The organism is Nostoc sp. CALU 1950 (assembly GCF_051172895.1).
Taxonomy (GTDB): domain Bacteria; phylum Cyanobacteriota; class Cyanobacteriia; order Cyanobacteriales; family Nostocaceae; genus Nostoc; species Nostoc edaphicum_A.
In genome coordinates this window covers 1-16,226 of record NZ_JBDNJQ010000176.1, presented here as the reverse complement: position 1 = coordinate 16,226, position 16,226 = coordinate 1, and the positions used below count along the sequence as shown (strand labels likewise).

Here is a 16,226-nt window from a genome sequence, read left to right as displayed (position 1 = left end):
CCTATCGCGCTTGCGCTGCGCTTGTCTGCGACACGCTCCGCGAACGCGCACCACGTAAATTAGTTCAGAAATCAAAGCGGATTCCTATAGTTTTCGGGACAAGTAAGCAATTGCAATGCCTTAGAACTTATTGATTAAATCTTATATAAGTTTTACTAATTCTTGCTCATAGTAGCTATAACAATTTAACTCTTTAAATATTGACTAAATAATATGGTTCAGCCCCAAGAAGATGATATTTCAGTAGAAGCTAGTTCTCTTCCCCCTGTTCCCATTCAAGAAATTTCAGAGGATAGGACATTAACAGAGACGGTACTTTTCCCAACTCCAAAACTGTTTCTAAAAATTTCTAAGCCAGAAATTCGCCAAAGTCTCAGGGCACTAACTTATGAAAGTGTTTTTGCTGCGGTTCTTTATAGTATCATCGGCGGCGCGTTGCTCAGTAATTTCTTGCTAGAGTTAGGCGCTGGCCCAGTCGAAATTGGTCTACTCGCAGCTATCCCTCAGATGGTGAATCTGCTCCAACCACTGGGAGCATATTTGGTAAACCGAAGCACTAGCTTCCGCCAGTATTTCATGTGTATTTTTATCCCGTCACGGCTGCTATGGTTGATTCTTCTACCAGCGATTTGGTTGGTTACTTCATCTCGTATTACTGGATACCAAGTAGTACAGTTGACACTGGCAATTCTCTTAGTAGCTAATATTATCGAAGCTTTTGGTCGTGCGCCTTGGCTTGGGTGGTCAGCTGTGTTAGTACCTCAGCGGTTGCGGGGACGATATTTTGGCTTTCGCAATAGTATTCTCGGTTTGACTAACCTTGTTGGTGTGCCGATGCTAGGTTTAGCGGTATCAGCTTGGCCTGGTGGAACCCTTCAAGGTTATGGTGCAGTCTTGGTTGTAGGAATCATACTAGGGATAATCAGTGTGGGCTGTCAGTTCTGGATGACTGATATAAACCCGCAGATCTTAAAAGTTGGGGATTTAGACACATCACACCCACAGCCCCAAGGAATAGATTTTAGCTTGTTTAAAGATGCTAATTTCTTGAAGTTTGTACTTTACCTGAGCATCTGGTGCTTTGCTGTTAACGTCAGCGCTCCTTTCTTTAACCTTTATCTGCTACCTGGATATAGATATTAGTGTAGTAACGATTTATCACGGCTTAGGAACTGGTGCGAATATGCTAATGCTGCTTTTGTGGGGCAAACTGACCGACCGGATTGGGAATCGCCCGTTACTGTTATTAGTGGGAGTCTTGGTGGCGGTAACACCTCTGCTGTGGCTCTTGGTTGGAAGCGATCGCATTTCTTTTTGGATCTGGCTACCGTTGTTGCACATACTAGCTGGCGCAACGTGGGCAGCAATTGATTTGTGTACCAACAATTTGATGATGGGAATAGCACCGTTGGGTAATCAGTCGAGTTATTTTGCGATCGCAGGTGCAATTGCTGGTATCACTGGAGCAATGGGTATTACTATCGGTGGCTTTCTAGCAACTCTCCCTGGTGCTGCTGGTTTGCTGGGGCTATTTGTTATCTCAGGCTTACTACGGATGGTTGCACTTGTACCCTTAGTTTTTGTTCAGGAGCAACGCTCTATACCGCTAGGCCAGCTAATGCGATTCCTATTCCCAATGAAGCAGTCAACTGAACTGATAGAAGTGGAATAATAAGTTTTCAATTATGTATTTCAAACAGATCCCAGCAAACTAATGCTTATAAACCCAACCACTATAGAACAATCAAGCTGCCTAGAAGCTTGACATCCAAAGCTCGACTTCTCAGCATACTGAGCAAGACTCAAGTAGGATTCCTATAGCCCTCTTCTGTCACTCTCCGAAAATATTTGCCTTTTATAACATCTAGAGCTTTTGTATAGCAAGCGATTGCGCGATTCTTTTCTAATAACAAATACAAGACCGATTTTTTTCTAATAGTATAGCTTGTATTGATTGCCTCATGAGGCTTCTAGCGATCGCCCTCCCGGAGAGTGACAAAAGAGGGTTAAGAATACTCGGAAAGTGACAGAAGAGGGATATTTAGGCAATTAACTCTTGGGAAGCCCAGCACAGGTTAATGATGGTTGTACCTGATTCGGAGATTTATCTGCAACCAGTTCAATTTTTCCAAAGGCATTGCGATGCCAAGAAGTAGCCCGTACAAGAACTTGTGGTGTTGTCGGTATTTGGGCAGTCACATTACCAGTTTTGTGATATGCAGAGATGTCACGAGTATCAGACCAAGGGCGATCGCTCCTGACTTCCTGCGTGGGATTTTGCGATATTCCTCCGCGTCCTGTAGCCACAAAACTACTACCAGTATTTGCCGAACAACCTGAAGCTATTTTCTGGGATGGGTCGGTGACATTGGCTGGCAGTTCGATTAAGCCAGAATTGGGATCGACAACGATAGTATTAACTTGAACTGTACCACTTAACCCAAATTGGGAACTGGCAGTAATGTCACTATTGGGTGTGAGTTGGTCTTGAAATTGGAATCCGAAGATGCCCCCAGTAGTGATTTGGATATTGCCACCGCTTCCCAGTACCGCATTAGCCGAAATATCGCTGTTTTCTTTTGGCACAGCGACAATTGACCCAGCATTGATATTAATGTTGCCTCCTGTGGAAGTACCAAGGGCATTAGTAATAATGTTACTGCCGTGCCGTAATAGCAGTACATCATTGGCATTGAGGTGGATATCACCTTGACCCCCTCCATTCACCTCAGAACGCAGATTTGCGCCATTGTCAAGAAAGATGTTATTAGCAGTAATATTTAGGTTGCCTGCATCGCCACTGCCTGTATTACTCACAGTAATTTCCGCATTATCCCTGACACGTACTGCATCTGATGTGATATTTACAGACCCCGCAGCAAAACTAGTTGTTGAAGATGCGGCGATCGCACTCTTGAGAGAGCTACCATTAATTAAGTTTTGGGAAGTTCCTTGTACGTCAAGATTTTTCACTTGCAGGTTAACACTACCAGCAGATCCTTGACCCAAACTAGAAGAAGTAATTTGTCCACCATTGAACACACGCAGGTTATCGGCTGTCAGGTTAAGATTGCCACCTGAACCCACAGAACCATTACCCAGAGAAGCTTTGATACCTGTGATAGTTTGGCTATATCCATCAATCATCGGCTCGCTGACTTGTATATCTTTAGCTCGAATCTCAATATCTCCTGCTGTACCGTTTGCTCCTGGTATAAAAAGACCCAAGAAATTTACTTGAGAACCTACTACCTCACTGGTGATCCCACCACCATTTGATAATATGAGATTCCCTGTATCGATAGAAATGTTTCCTCCTTGTCCTGTTGTCCCAGATTCCAGCGAAGCGAGAACTGCACTAAATATACCAACAGGGTTAGCGCCTTGAATCTCTAAACTTTCGGTAGCTCGAATGGAGACTTCTCCTCCTGTACCATTCCCTCCCAACACACTGCTACTAATACGACCACCATTGAATAGGTGAACCCTTTGAGCATCAACAGTAACTTGTCCACTCTGATTATTGCTTCCCGAGAGAAGTAAATTAGCAATTGTAGTTGCAGAAGATCCAAGTAAAGTTTCATATCCCAAGAGATCCACATCTGTAGCGTGAATGGTAATATTTCCAGTCCTAGAGTTATTACCAGAAGTGCTTGACACAAGCCAAGCTCCATTAGCCATCTTTAAACGTCCAGTTTCGATGGTTATATTTCCTGCTTGTCCTGTTGCTGGTGGCCCTGGAAGTACAATTAATCCTAATGAATTGCCTACAGAAGTGCTGATCCCAGCGAAGAGAGGTTGGTTAACAAGATCGGTGGTTCCTAAAAGATCGATAAATTCTGTAGTGTGGACAGTAATACCTTTTCCTTGTCCAGCAAAGGTTGTTGCACCAATGTTCGAGCCATCCTGTAAGGTTAATCCCCGTCCCCAAATATTGATTGCGCCACCGTTGCTACCATCCGCAGTGATAAAGGAAGTTTGTTGCAGTGTAATTGTACCCCCGTTGATAGTATTTGGCTTAGAAGTGAGTTGCCATCCAGTTTCCTTGTCTAGGGCAATTTCTCCATTTTGCAGCGCCCATAATTCGATATGTCCATCAGGAGCAGAAATATTGGCACTATCAATATCAATCTGACCACCCACAAGTGCTAGAGTCTGATTGGGAATCACTGATAATGTTGGTAATCTAAAAAAGAACAAACCGAACCCTAACCCTGGAGGCCCTTGCACTTGAATTGGTGAGCCTTGGACTTGAATTGCTCCGGCATTACTTCCCATCTGCAACCCCACGGGTACACTCATGGTTAACAACGGTGGTTCAGTGGAATTGACTGCACTAAATTCTGTTCCATCGCTAAATTTGATACTACTTGCTGTTGTTCCGACGAACGAACCACCGATATTTAGGCTGGCATTTGGCCCAAATACAATCCCATTAGGATTCATCAAAAATAAACTGACTGGGTTATTGCTACTGAGCGTCCGAATCAACCCATCTATATTAGAAACATTACCGCCTGTGACTCGACTAAATATCGTTGTAATATTTGGTGTGTTCGTTAAATCAAAGGTTGCGCTGCCACCTGTCGGTACAGAGAAATTACTGAAGCTGTGAAATAAATTATTTCCTTTATCAACACCATTGAAAATCCTAAAGTCATTTCCATTAATGCTGACACTGGTGTTAGTCGTGCCATCAGATATTACCTGAGCTAAGGCTGGTGATGATATGCCTGAAGTGAAGAATCCAGTACTCAATGCTGTTAACAACAATTGAAAGCAGAGGTTTGATTCTTTGTAAGTAATTCTCATCACCAATACCTGGATTGAACTCGTTAAAGTTAGAGTTCCCGTAAAGGTATGCAAAATCACATGATTAAATTTGAGGAACAGCAACACAAGTTGGGGAGAAAGTAGCGAAGCTGCTATGAACCGCCATGCAACGCCTGAAAACGCTATCCAGAGAGAGTTTCAGAAAAAATTCTCAACTTTTACCCGAAAATGAGATTTTGACCAATTGGATGCACACTTAAAGCTGTACCATTTAAACCTCACTGATTTTTACAGCCTGAAACTCTCATGGCTACGTTACTAAATGCAGTACCAAATAGCCTAAAGGTCAATTGGTACTGCAAAAACAAGCTTTTTTTCAAAATTTCGGGTGAAAGAGCTATTTTATTTGGGTGCGGGTTTTCCCATTGCGACTGGTGTGATTGAGGGGGCTTGTCGTTACTTAATTAAGGACAGAATGGACATTACTGGCGCTCGATGGAGTCTTGACGGTGCTGAGGCTGTTTTGCGTCTTCGTTCTCTTTACGTCAGTGGTGATTGGGATGAATATTGGCGCTTTCATCAACAGCGAGAACGTCAACGTCATCATCTAACTGTATATCAAGGTGGCATTCCTTTGCTCAAAGGTGTCTCTCAAGCTCGTTGCTCTACTACTCCACCACCAATAGCAATGCTTGTTTGACCTCCTCGCCAGTCTTCCTAAAAGAGCCGCACCCAAATCATTTAGGATTGCTATATTATTCGGGAGCATCCCATTTTTGTATCCGTCATTGCGTTCGCGAATGCAATGACATATTAAATTTTATGATTTTATCGAATAATAAAAACTGGGATGCACCCTATTATTCTCTTGATGTTATGCAATGTAAAATTAATTAAATTTGCTTGTAGGAAGCAGCTATAGCCCTATCTTAAAGGCTACAGTCGCTTCCTACAAACATTTAATATCCTTAACATAATTTTCAAGCTAGTAGTTTCTGGCTGAATTTTTGGAGTTGAAATTGAACCCAATTACCGCCCTTGGCTATACATTGATGGCAGATATCTCCATAGCCTTCGCCTTGGTCATTGCATACAATTAACCTGGCTTCATCTGTCTGAAAATTTTCCTGGCAAATTAAACACATTTTGCTAATGTCGCCTGTATTACATTCTATTTGAAATTTCATGTCTCTTCTCCTGGATACATATATTTAATTTAATGAAGTGAAAATTAATATATTTTATATTTATATTTTTTTGAATGTTTACATCTATAAATAAAATTTATGTTTTCTCAGCTTAGTTTAACTGCTTTGCCAATGTAGCAAACTGAAGTATCATTATTAATTCTAATTTCAAATAATTCTCTTTTCTCACCTTCTATTTGATTATTTAAGCCCTTAGTCAGGATGTTTCTCAATGTTTTCAAGCTACTACCACCCGTCAAATCAAATCCTTTAATTTCAAAATTTGCAAAGCCAGTACTTTTCATTACTTCTATCATTTCTTGCGGTTTAATAAACTTATTCCAGTCATGAAGTCCAGGTGGTATATGCTTTAGGGTATCTTCTAGAAGCCAAATCATTATAAATTTAGACTTGAAATTTCTATTGATTGTGTCAAATAAAAATAATCCACCTTGTTTTAAAACTCTATAAGCTTCGGAAATAACTTTTTTCCAATCTTCAACATGCTCTAATACGTCAAAGCATAAAACAACATCAAAACTATTTTCTTCGTAAGGGAGGTTTTCTGCTAATGCTCGCTGATAATCAATTTTTAAATTACTTAATCTAGAATGTTCTTGCGCTATTTTAATTGAATTAAAAGATAAATCGATTCCAGATACATCAGCGTTTAGATTGGCTAGAAATTCACAAGCTAATCCTCCTCCACAGCCAATATCTAAAACTTTCAATCCTTTCCAATCTGGCACGAAATTAGAAAAAAAATCGAATCTTGACTTGTTAAGGTTGTTAGAAAGATATAAAATCTCATCTTCCTTCCACCATTTATCTGCGTTCAAATCGTAGTATTCTAAGTTATTTCTTTTCATTCTTCCCTCTACTGCATAAAACAAAGCTAATTCATTTAAAAATTAGGCAAAGAGTTCAATCTATAGGATAAATAAAACTTACTTGACAACGCTAGATATCAACAGTAGCTCTGTTCAAGGGAGCCATTGTAATCCCTTATCCTGTAATTTATTCTCGATATGCTGCATTTGCTGGATAGTTTCACCAGTAACGATCGCATAAATTTCGGTGTAGATTTTTCCGTATTTAGCCTTCTCTAAAGCCGACAGAATAATCAAATCTTTGCGATCTAGTTCTAGTTTTAAAGTCACTAAAATTGAATCTAACGTTCCTTCCATGCGGTAGTCAGTGGAATATTTAGCTACTTCCTTTCCCAATGCTAGTAGGGTATTACGCTGCAAGCACAACGGAGTCGAGCCATTAACTCGAAAATTGGCATCGATCGCATAAAATTGTCCGTCTCGATCTTCCAACACATCGAACCCAATCACGCCAAAATACCCCTGTTTGTGAGCATACTGACCAATGGCGGCAATCATCTCAAAGAACTTGCTCATGTCAGTGTTGCGATAGTCAATCAGTCCGCCTAAATAGTTGCCTTCTGGAGTGACAAGTTGGCTAGTAGTGCCGATGAGGGTTATCTCTCCTAGCTTGTTGACATAGAACTGTACGCAGTAATTCTGCACTTCATTCTTGACAAACTCGGAGACAATAATCGTATTGAGCAACTTAATATCAAGATATTTCCTGATTTCTTCAAAACAATAGTTCAAATCGCTGGGATTTTTGATGATATAAGTGCCTTCTCCTGAGAGTCCGTGGGACGTTTTAATTAAATAGGGAAATTCTGGTAATTTAATATCTTCGAGATTGGTTTGGTGCAGATTGTAGCTCTTGTATTTTGGACATTGCACTCCCAGTTGGTCTAGGGTGAATTTGCTGAGTAAACGGTAATGAGTGTCTGGAGGAACAGCGTGTTTTTCAGGTTTGAGGCAATCAAAGGGAAATAAAGTAATCAGTTTGTCGAAGTGTTCGCTGCGGCTAAGGTCATCTAAATAAGTCGAGCAATCCATCATCGACCGATTGGAGTGGCTGCCGAAATGCTCTTGCCAGTAGCCAATTAGCGAGTTTGACGGTGGTATAATCACAATTCCAGGAATGCGATCGCCTAACACAGCCAGATTTTTCCAAGGTTCCTTCTGACAAATCTTGTCGAAGGAGGTTTTGGTGGCTTCACTACTGCCGTCTTGAATAAAATATTTTTTCCGGTTGGGATAAGCAGCCCAACTGGCAGTTGCAGGGTAATTTAAAATAAACCCATAAGATGCATCTGTGATGTCTTGAGCAAACAGATCGGAAAGAGTACTCCCTTGAAAATAATGAAAGTCGTATTTTGAGTTCATTTCCTCCTCCAATAAACCGCATTCGTAAATGGATGTGGTTGTTTATGAAAAATGAGTTTTCTGGATTTACAAATAACACTAAATTGAAAAACAAGGCTATATATTAAAACTTGAAAACTCAGATTTAATTTGGTTCCATTAAGTAGATAGACATAATTAAATATAAAATAAACTCCTAGTTTGTAGTGAGCGATTTATCGCTCAGAGCAAGGATGATCAGGACTAAAGTCCTTACTACAAACTTGAAATTTATTTATGCCTCAATACGGTTCAGTTAAGGCTAATTGTACAAAATTGTGGTTTTTCGAGACGCGATAAATCGCCGTCTCTACAAGTGTTTTGGTCTTATCTGAACTGTATTGATTTATGCCTAGATACTTAATTACGTATTTCCTTAGCATAGCGGGGCGTAACCCATTACAAATTGGTATGAGTTATTTCTTGGTAAAGGCAGCTACCTTGTCTTGTCCTGCGGTCATATAAGCACAAGCCATGTGTGATGAGTTATACGCCCAGCCAACTCGTCCTTGACGATCTATGAGGATGCACCCAGCTTCACCTTTAACCTTAGAAACCAAAGCGTCTATTGCCATTTGTGCTGCTTCATCTGGATGTCGGTTTCCACTCAAGAAATCGATCGCAGTTTTAGCCAAAACCACCGGGATAATCGACTCACCATCACCTGTTGTTGAGCAACCACCGATTTTATTATCAGCATACAAGCCACAGCCAACGATCGCACTGTCACCAACGCGGCTAGATTGCTGCTTTGTAGTGCCGCCAGTTGAAGTACCAGCAGCTAAGATACCGCTAGTATCCAAAGCTACGCAACCTATGGTATTGGGACGATCAATAACTTCTTGATCTTCCTTCCACTGTTGCCATTGTTCCTCAGCTACTAAGTCTTATTTTTTACACATTTCGGCACCGCAATCTCTGGCGAAGCGTTCTCCACCCCGCGCTACTAGCAGCCTGGGCTTTTCATCCATAATTTTTCGGGCAACCGAGATTGGATGACGTACACCCTGAACTGCTGCGATCGCTCCCCAACTTAATGAGCCTTCCATAATCGCCGCGTCTAACTCCACTTCTCCGTCGCTGTTGAGAGTTGCACCAAGACCAGCGTTAAATGTCGGGTCAGCTTCCAAAACACGGGTAGCTGCTTCCACAGCTTCTGCGGCAGTACCTCCGCTAATTAGCACTGCCCAACCAGCTTCTGCTGCTGCTGTACAGCCTGCATTATTGGCTGCAACTTTGTCATCTGTGATGGTTTTTGCTCCACCGTGAACAATGATGGTCGGTATCATATAATTCCTTCTTGTTAGTATGAATTTTGTGGGACTGCAATCGCCTTCACAGGTTCATCAATTAGTTGTAGCGATCGCATTTTTAAAGTCTCTAAACCCAAGCGCTGGGTTGCTGATATAAAAACAGCTTCGGGATAATCTTGTTGAACTCTGTCCAAGGTTTCGCTATCTACTTTGTCAACCTTGTTAAAAGCAATCAAACTTTTTTCTGGAATCTCAGGCATTTCTTCAAGTATTTCCAGCACACTTGTAATATGGCTTTCCCAAGCTGGATGGGACAAATCCACAACATGAATCATCGCATCTGCCTCAACTACTTCCTCCAATGTGGCGCGAAACGCATCCATCAGTGGTGGCGGGAGTTCGTGAATAAACCCTACAGTATCTGTAAGCAAAATCGAGCGGCGTTCATGTGTTTCTGGTTTTGTAATTACCACCTTGCGGGTTGTTGGGTCGAGGGTAGCAAATAGTTGGTCTGCGGTGAAAACCTCCGCATTAGTTAACACATTCAGCAAAGTAGATTTACCAGCATTGGTATAGCCAACTAATGCCAAAACCGGAATTTCTTGCTGTTGTCGTTGTTGTCTAATCCGGGCGCGATGTGCTTGTAAATCGTTTACTTCCTGCTGTAACTGATTTATTCGGCGCTGAATTGTTCGCCGTTCCGTCTCTAGTTTTGTTTCACCAGGCCCTCGTGTACCAATCCCCGCACCTAATCGAGACATCTCCTGACCGCGACCGCGTAACCGAGGTAACATATATTCGAGTTGAGCCAACTCTACTTGTAATTTACCCTCTTGAGTGCGAGCGCGTTGAGCAAAAATATCCAGAATTACTTCCGTGCGGTCTACAACTCGAATACCAATCTCTTGTTCTAAGTTGCGGGCTTGAGATGCAGAAATATCTCGGTCAAAAACGATTAGATTAGCTCTTAGTTTTTGGGACAAAAGGGTGATTTCTTCAATTTTTCCCTTACCAACTACTGTTTGGGGATGGATGCGATCGCGCTTTTGCCGCATTGTATCGAGTACAATTCCCCCAGCACTTTCAACCAAACGCACTAGTTCTGCAAGTCCATCTTCAAATCGCTGAACTGAGACATCATCTGTCTGCACTCCTACCAGCAACACCCTGTCTTGCTCGGAAACAATTTCTTGAGATAGGAATATTCCATACCCTGCATCAACAATTTCTCTTTCCCATTCCCCAACTAGTTCATCAAATTCCTGTTCGGTTAGATCGTCCAAACTTAGAGGAGGTGAAATTACCCAAGGACTTTCTGAATCGGGGAAAAGGTAAGTTAGAAAAGCTTCTTTTGCTTCGCCATCAATTGCGGTTAACATGACAAGAGCATCTAAGCGCTGACGCATCATTGCAATCAAAGCGGCTTCATCAGGTGGTTCTGATTTAACTTGAGTAGCAACACAACGGATTCCGCTCAAACGTTCTGCACTGCGGCGGGGTAATTCTTCAGGTGGAATTTGAGTTTGACTAGGTGTTCCTACAGCAACTCGGATAACTTGCCCACGCCGATTGAGATAACAGCAAATCGGGTGATGAATTTGTTGACTGATTGTAGCTAAGGCTTGAGCAAATTCTGGCGTAATAAATCTATCTGCTGGTTGATTTTGCTCATAAAGCTGTTGCAGTCGTTTAATCTGACTAGCTTTGATGCCCTGAACATTGCTATAAATCTTTTGCATAAAACTAACAATTTAAAGTTTAGCTTTCAGCTGTGTATATTATTATTTTGGTCTTTTTAAATTTTGTTTTAATCTACCAAGAGAAATAAGCAACTTAACTATAGATAATTGCCTCAAAATAAAGCTTCTATAAAATGGTTTATAGACCAATTAATTGAGGTATCAACCATGAATGAGACTGTAAACGTGTAAGCTTCACTATGGTTAACACAGACACAACAGCAGAGGTGCAGAGAACATAGACTAGAATTCCCTAGTTTACGTACAATTATTGTTCATTAGCCAGCAAGAACGCAAAAGTGCGATCGCTTCTTCTTTTTGTTTAGCTTCGACTTCGATCCACGGTGCTTGGTGGTAAACGTTAGGCATATCGGTAATCAAGTCGCTGTGTTTTCTGTCATTGAAAGCTTGCTCACCATTGGAAATATGAACTAATTGCCAATCTGGATTTTTCCAAGTTTCTCGCGCTGCGTAAAACATGGATGCTACACTCGGATGATCGTAGCTATCCAAATTTTCGTGGCAAATATGGTGATGGGCATCAAATACCATCGGCACACCAGCTTGCTGACATACTGCTAAAATTTCATCAGCACTATAGGCGTATTCATCGTTTTCTAAAGTCAAGCGACTTTTGATGTTTTCTGGTAGTTCGGAAATTACTTTTACTAGTTGTTCAGGACGTTGAGATTTGCCACCATGAATATTCATCAATGACCAAGGCGATCGCGGTAAGCCCAGTAAGTCAAGTATACGTGCATGTCCTGCTAAATTATTGATACTTGCTTGTACCACTTCGGGAGAATCAGAACTCAACACTACATATTGATCTGGATGCAACACTATTCTGATGCCCAATGCATTTGCTCGTTCACCGATTGTTGCTAGATCAGCGCTCATTGTCTCTAATATATTTGCGCCAATTTCGTCTTCTAAGTCACTTAGGGGAAATAAATTAGAAGACATCCGATAAAGCTGAATTTTATTCTGCTGACAAAAGGAGAGAGCGTCATGCAAGCGCTGTAAGTTATGGCGATACAGTTCACTTAGGGCACTTTTGCGATCGCTAAGGGAAAGTTTTAAGTATCGGGTGCGCGTCATTGTCCGAAAGCGCACTTGTTTATCAGAGGTAATACAAACTAGCCCTAAAGAGGGCTGTGTACTTTTTTGACACTGCTGTGCATTAGGTAAATTTTGAAACTCGATTACGCTCATTAATTAATACCAAGTGTTATCTGTTTTGATCCATTCTTTAATTTAAACAATTTCTCCCATTGGCTTAAGAATAACTAAAGAATGAATTTCTAAGCCTTACAGGATGTTTTAAGAGGTTGTTTTAAAAGTATTTCACTGTGACTTTAAGCACTTTTAGATCCCCCCTAACCCCCCTTAAAAAGGGGGGAATCGGAATCAAAGTCTCCCTTTTTAAGGGAGATTTAGAGGGATCTAAAACTTTTGATACCGACAATAGGACTTTTAAAATATCCTCTAAATTGTCTTTATTTATGTCGTTGTTGATGCCATTGCCAAGCATGGGCAATAATTTCGTTCAAATTAGGATATTCTGGATGCCAACCCAATATTTTAGTTGCTTTGTCGCTACTGCCAACTAAAATAGGAGGGTCGCCTGGTCTGCGATCGCGTTCTTCTATTTTAATTTCTTTGCCTGTTATCTCTTTAGCTGTTTCTATCACTTCTCTGACAGAAAAACCACTGCCATTTCCTAGATTAAATACTTCGCTTTCTCCACCTTTGAGCAGATATTCTAAACCCAAAATATGGGCTTGTGCCAAGTCAGTCACATGAATATAATCTCGGATACAAGTTCCATCAGGTGTAGGGTAATCAGTGCCGAAAATCAAAATAGATTCACGCTTACCAAAAGCAGTTAGTAGAACTAACGGTATGAGATGAGTTTCAGGTTCGTGGTCTTCACCCAGCAACCCATTAGGGTCAGCACCTGCGGCGTTAAAGTAACGAAAACGTACAGACTTTAAATTATAAGCGGTATCAAAATCAGATAGAATTCTTTCTACCATCCACTTGCTAGTAGCATAAGGACTAATGGGATCTTGTGGATGGTCTTCGGTCAGGGGAACGAACTTTGGTACACCATAAAGAGCGCAAGTAGAAGAAAAGATAAATTTATTAACTGATGCAGCAATCATTGCTTCTAAAAGTGTCAGAGTGCCTGCAACATTATTTTGGTAATATTTGGCTGGATCGGTGACAGATTCACCCACTGCGATATAAGCAGCAAAATGCATAACCGCAGTTATGTTGTAAGTAGAAAATATGTCATCGAGAAGAGAGCGATCGCTCATATCTCCAACAATCAATTTTATCTGTAAAACTTCTTCTACAAGTTCTCGATGTCCGTTCGACAGATTATCTAAAACGATTACTTCATAACCTGCGTTTTTCAGAGCTAATGCAGCATGGGAGCCAATGTATCCGGCTCCTCCCGTTACTAAAATAGTTGACATAATTTTGTAATGGGGAATTGGGAATAGGGAATTGGGAATAGGGAACGGGGAATGGGGCATTGGGCATTGGTCAATAAATAGTTCTTCTTCCCATGCCTCCCCTGCTCCTCGGTCACTGAGCGTAGCCGAAGTGCTACTCCCCTTAAAATTAGATTGCAAGACTACTAATTTCTTTCTTCCAGGTAACGAGAAATTGCATTGTCAAGGTGTGGCATTAATTCACCTCGATTGCTACCGAGAACGCTGTAAGCTGGACGGGGAGCAATTAAACCAAGTTCTTGTGTAGGACGAGCAATTAGATTGCTGACACTTACACCTGCTTTTTCCGCCGCTAATCGTGCCAAGTCAGCCCAAGCGATCGCACTTTTGTTAGCCAAATGCCACAAACCGTTCTCGCCATCAACCAATAAATCAAGGCTGGCATGGACAAGATCGGGTATATAAGTAGGCGAAATGATCGCATCTTCGGCTGCGACAAAAGTATTACCAGCAGATAATTGCCGTAGAGCGATCGTGACAAAGTTGTAATCATCCCACGGGCCGAAAAATGCGCTAGTGCGAATCATTAGCGATGCTGGATGAGCCTGCAATACTAGCTTTTCTGCCAAAACTTTGCTGCATCCATATATATTGAGGGGCGCAACGGTATCAGTTTCGACATAAGGATTAGACTCAGTACCATCGAATACCAAATCTGAAGAGAAAGTTAGCAACGCCACATTATGTTGAGCGCAAGCAGCAGCTAAAATTGCTGCCCCTTCAGCGTTTACCTTTAAACAAACATCGGGTTCACGTTCGGCATCGTCTACCCGCACGTATCCCGCAGCGTTCACAACTGCCCACGGTTGTAATTCGGTAAGTACTTTATTGACGGAAGCAGGATTGGAAATATCCATATCTTGCCGTCTTAATAGGCAATATGAAATTCCTCGCACTTGACACAACCGAGCAAAAGCCTTGCCTAGTGTTCCTGTGGCTCCGACGATCGCTAGGGGACGATTGGAAGCTGGGGAAGAAAGGGGGGAAGCCGGGCGAGATGCGGGACAACTAACGGCTGGGTATAATAGGCGCTCTTCTCGATGCCACCATCCTGGTGTATCAAGTAATGGATGATTGGGTTTATGTCCAGTGGCTAAATCTCGCACCATTTTAGCGATCGCTGTTTGTCTAGGACGTGATGAACGCAAATCGAACACGCCTGACTCGTAGTATCCTGCGGAGCGAGTCACTAAACTATTCCAATCGTAGCTGCCGAGAAGTGCCCAAGCAGTCACAGCCCGAATATCTGCACCTTGGTTTCTTAATTCTTGCGCTGCATTCCACACTTCATTGAGCCAGCGTAGTTGTTCCTCACGGGTACAACTCAAATGAACTTCAGTGACAGCAAGGGGTAGTTTGTAGCGTTCCCATGTCTCTTTGAGCAATGTCCGCGGCCCTGCCAAACCCTCAGCACAAACTCGCACTGCCTCTACATCTGCATACTTGTCCCGACCGTTACCACCATGCGTCCAAGCTGGATAGTTTTCTAGGTTTTCATCTAAAAAGCGTTCGCTTGTCAGGTAATGGTTAATGCCAACAATGTTAGGCGGACAGGTATATTGCAAAAATTCTTCAAGTTCAGTCTCGCTGATGCCACAATCGCGCAAGTAACCCCACATAGGATGAGTTGGGTTGATTCGACCGCATAATAAATCCAAACTCAATCAACGACGCTCGTTTTCTAGTTCGGCTTGATAAGCAAGCTTTGGCGTACTATGAGTTTTACCCAAATCCTCAGTTTGTACAAGTTGAGCATTGGGGTTGACTTCCCGGATTGCCTGCATTGAAAGAGCGATCGCTTTACACTCTACTAACAAAGCACGGGCAAAAGTTAAATCGTCCTTTCCGTGGGGATACCAGTGACCATACATCCCACTAAATCGTGCTGTTGTCAGTGGTTCGTTTACAGGTGTGTAATGTGTAACCCAAGGATAGCGTTCTGCAACCGCACGAGCAAACACCGCTAGTTTCTCAGGAAATTCTGGATCTACTAAGCTGGTATCACGCGGCCCACTGCCATGATGCACTAATCCCACAATCGGACGGATACCTAGTTCGCGCAAGCGTCCCAGCCGTTCGTCTGGCCACGACCAATCAGCATTCTCCAAACCATTGGGCGCTATCCTTTCCCAAAGTACTGGATAACGGATAGCGTGTATGCCAAGTTCAGCGAATAAATCTAGGTCATCCAAGCGGGTTGCATGGCCATTGCGTTCTAACTGATCGAGATACTCTTCACCCACACGATTAACCGTACACTCAACACCAGCCCAAACCTCTAGAGGAAGTTTGGAATCAGGAGTGTTGAGTGTCGAGTTGAAAGCAGAAATCATAAATTTACAACTCAAGTTGATATTTTATTTGATGCGTTCTTTTTGAGTTTTGTCATTTTGTAGGGTGTGTTATGCCAAAGGCTAACGCACCATCTTAGAGGATGTTTGAAAAGTCGGGAATGTTGTAAAAAAGCTCTCTCGGTATA

General features: G+C 42.1%; 11 protein-coding genes and 2 pseudogenes. 3 read left to right on the top strand and 10 right to left on the bottom strand.

What is annotated here, in order from left to right:
* Nucleotides 1-213: 213 nt before the first annotated feature.
* Together ABF638_RS31535 and ABF638_RS31530 are read left to right on the top strand one after the other, a co-directional pair.
* Nucleotides 214-1,143, top strand: coding sequence for a hypothetical protein (locus ABF638_RS31535; protein WP_435026802.1), 930 nt, complete (start codon nt 214-216; stop codon nt 1,141-1,143).
* Nucleotides 1,082-1,672: an MFS transporter gene (locus tag ABF638_RS31530; RefSeq protein ID WP_435026801.1), complete on the top strand. Its 591-nt coding sequence runs from the start codon at nt 1,082-1,084 to the stop codon at nt 1,670-1,672. Before ABF638_RS31535 ends, ABF638_RS31530 begins: the two co-directional genes overlap by 62 nt.
* A gap of 377 nt (nt 1,673-2,049) precedes the next feature.
* Here ABF638_RS31530 and ABF638_RS31525 read toward each other — a convergent pair whose 3' ends face one another.
* A complete protein-coding gene (locus tag ABF638_RS31525) occupies nt 2,050-4,812 on the bottom strand; it encodes a filamentous hemagglutinin N-terminal domain-containing protein (protein WP_435026800.1) in 2,763 nt (920 codons plus the stop codon).
* A gap of 364 nt (nt 4,813-5,176) precedes the next feature.
* Between ABF638_RS31525 and ABF638_RS31520 the strand changes: the two are divergent.
* Nucleotides 5,177-5,473 (top strand): annotated as a pseudogene (locus tag ABF638_RS31520) (ISKra4 family transposase); the annotation flags it as partial.
* Between the two features lie 280 nt (nt 5,474-5,753).
* Here ABF638_RS31520 and ABF638_RS31515 read toward each other — a convergent pair.
* The 9 genes and pseudogenes from ABF638_RS31515 to ABF638_RS31475 all read right to left on the bottom strand — a co-directional run bounded on the left by ABF638_RS31515 (nt 5,754) and on the right by ABF638_RS31475 (nt 16,080).
* Nucleotides 5,754-5,960 carry a hypothetical protein gene (locus tag ABF638_RS31515; RefSeq protein ID WP_435026799.1) on the bottom strand — a complete coding sequence of 69 codons (207 nt, stop codon included), beginning with the start codon at nt 5,958-5,960 and terminating at the stop codon, nt 5,754-5,756.
* 107 nt (nt 5,961-6,067) lie between these two features.
* Entirely contained in the window at nt 6,068-6,829 is a 762-nt protein-coding gene (gene ubiG, locus ABF638_RS31510; RefSeq protein ID WP_435026798.1) for a bifunctional 2-polyprenyl-6-hydroxyphenol methylase/3-demethylubiquinol 3-O-methyltransferase UbiG, read from the bottom strand.
* A gap of 114 nt (nt 6,830-6,943) precedes the next feature.
* Entirely contained in the window at nt 6,944-8,212 is a 1,269-nt protein-coding gene (locus tag ABF638_RS31505) for an ATP-grasp domain-containing protein (protein ID WP_435026797.1), read from the bottom strand.
* A gap of 434 nt (nt 8,213-8,646) precedes the next feature.
* Nucleotides 8,647-9,519: pseudogene (locus tag ABF638_RS31500) on the bottom strand (isoaspartyl peptidase/L-asparaginase family protein).
* Between the two features lie 14 nt (nt 9,520-9,533).
* A complete protein-coding gene (gene hflX / locus ABF638_RS31495; protein WP_435026796.1) occupies nt 9,534-11,222 on the bottom strand; it encodes a GTPase HflX in 1,689 nt (562 codons plus the stop codon).
* 258 nt (nt 11,223-11,480) lie between these two features.
* Nucleotides 11,481-12,437 (bottom strand): UV DNA damage repair endonuclease UvsE, encoded by a 957-nt coding sequence (gene uvsE / locus ABF638_RS31490; RefSeq protein ID WP_435026795.1) that lies wholly within the window; start codon nt 12,435-12,437, stop codon nt 11,481-11,483.
* Nucleotides 12,438-12,721: 284 nt separating this feature from the next.
* The gene (galE, locus tag ABF638_RS31485; protein ID WP_435026803.1) at nt 12,722-13,708 is read right to left on the bottom strand and encodes a UDP-glucose 4-epimerase GalE; all 987 of its coding nucleotides are present in this window, start codon (nt 13,706-13,708) and stop codon (nt 12,722-12,724) included.
* A 164-nt stretch (nt 13,709-13,872) separates the two neighbouring features.
* A complete protein-coding gene (locus ABF638_RS31480; protein ID WP_435026794.1) occupies nt 13,873-15,411 on the bottom strand; it encodes an SDR family oxidoreductase in 1,539 nt (512 codons plus the stop codon).
* Nucleotides 15,412-16,080 carry a family 1 glycosylhydrolase gene (locus ABF638_RS31475; protein WP_435026793.1) on the bottom strand — a complete coding sequence of 223 codons (669 nt, stop codon included), beginning with the start codon at nt 16,078-16,080 and terminating at the stop codon, nt 15,412-15,414.
* Nucleotides 16,081-16,226 lie beyond the last annotated feature (146 nt).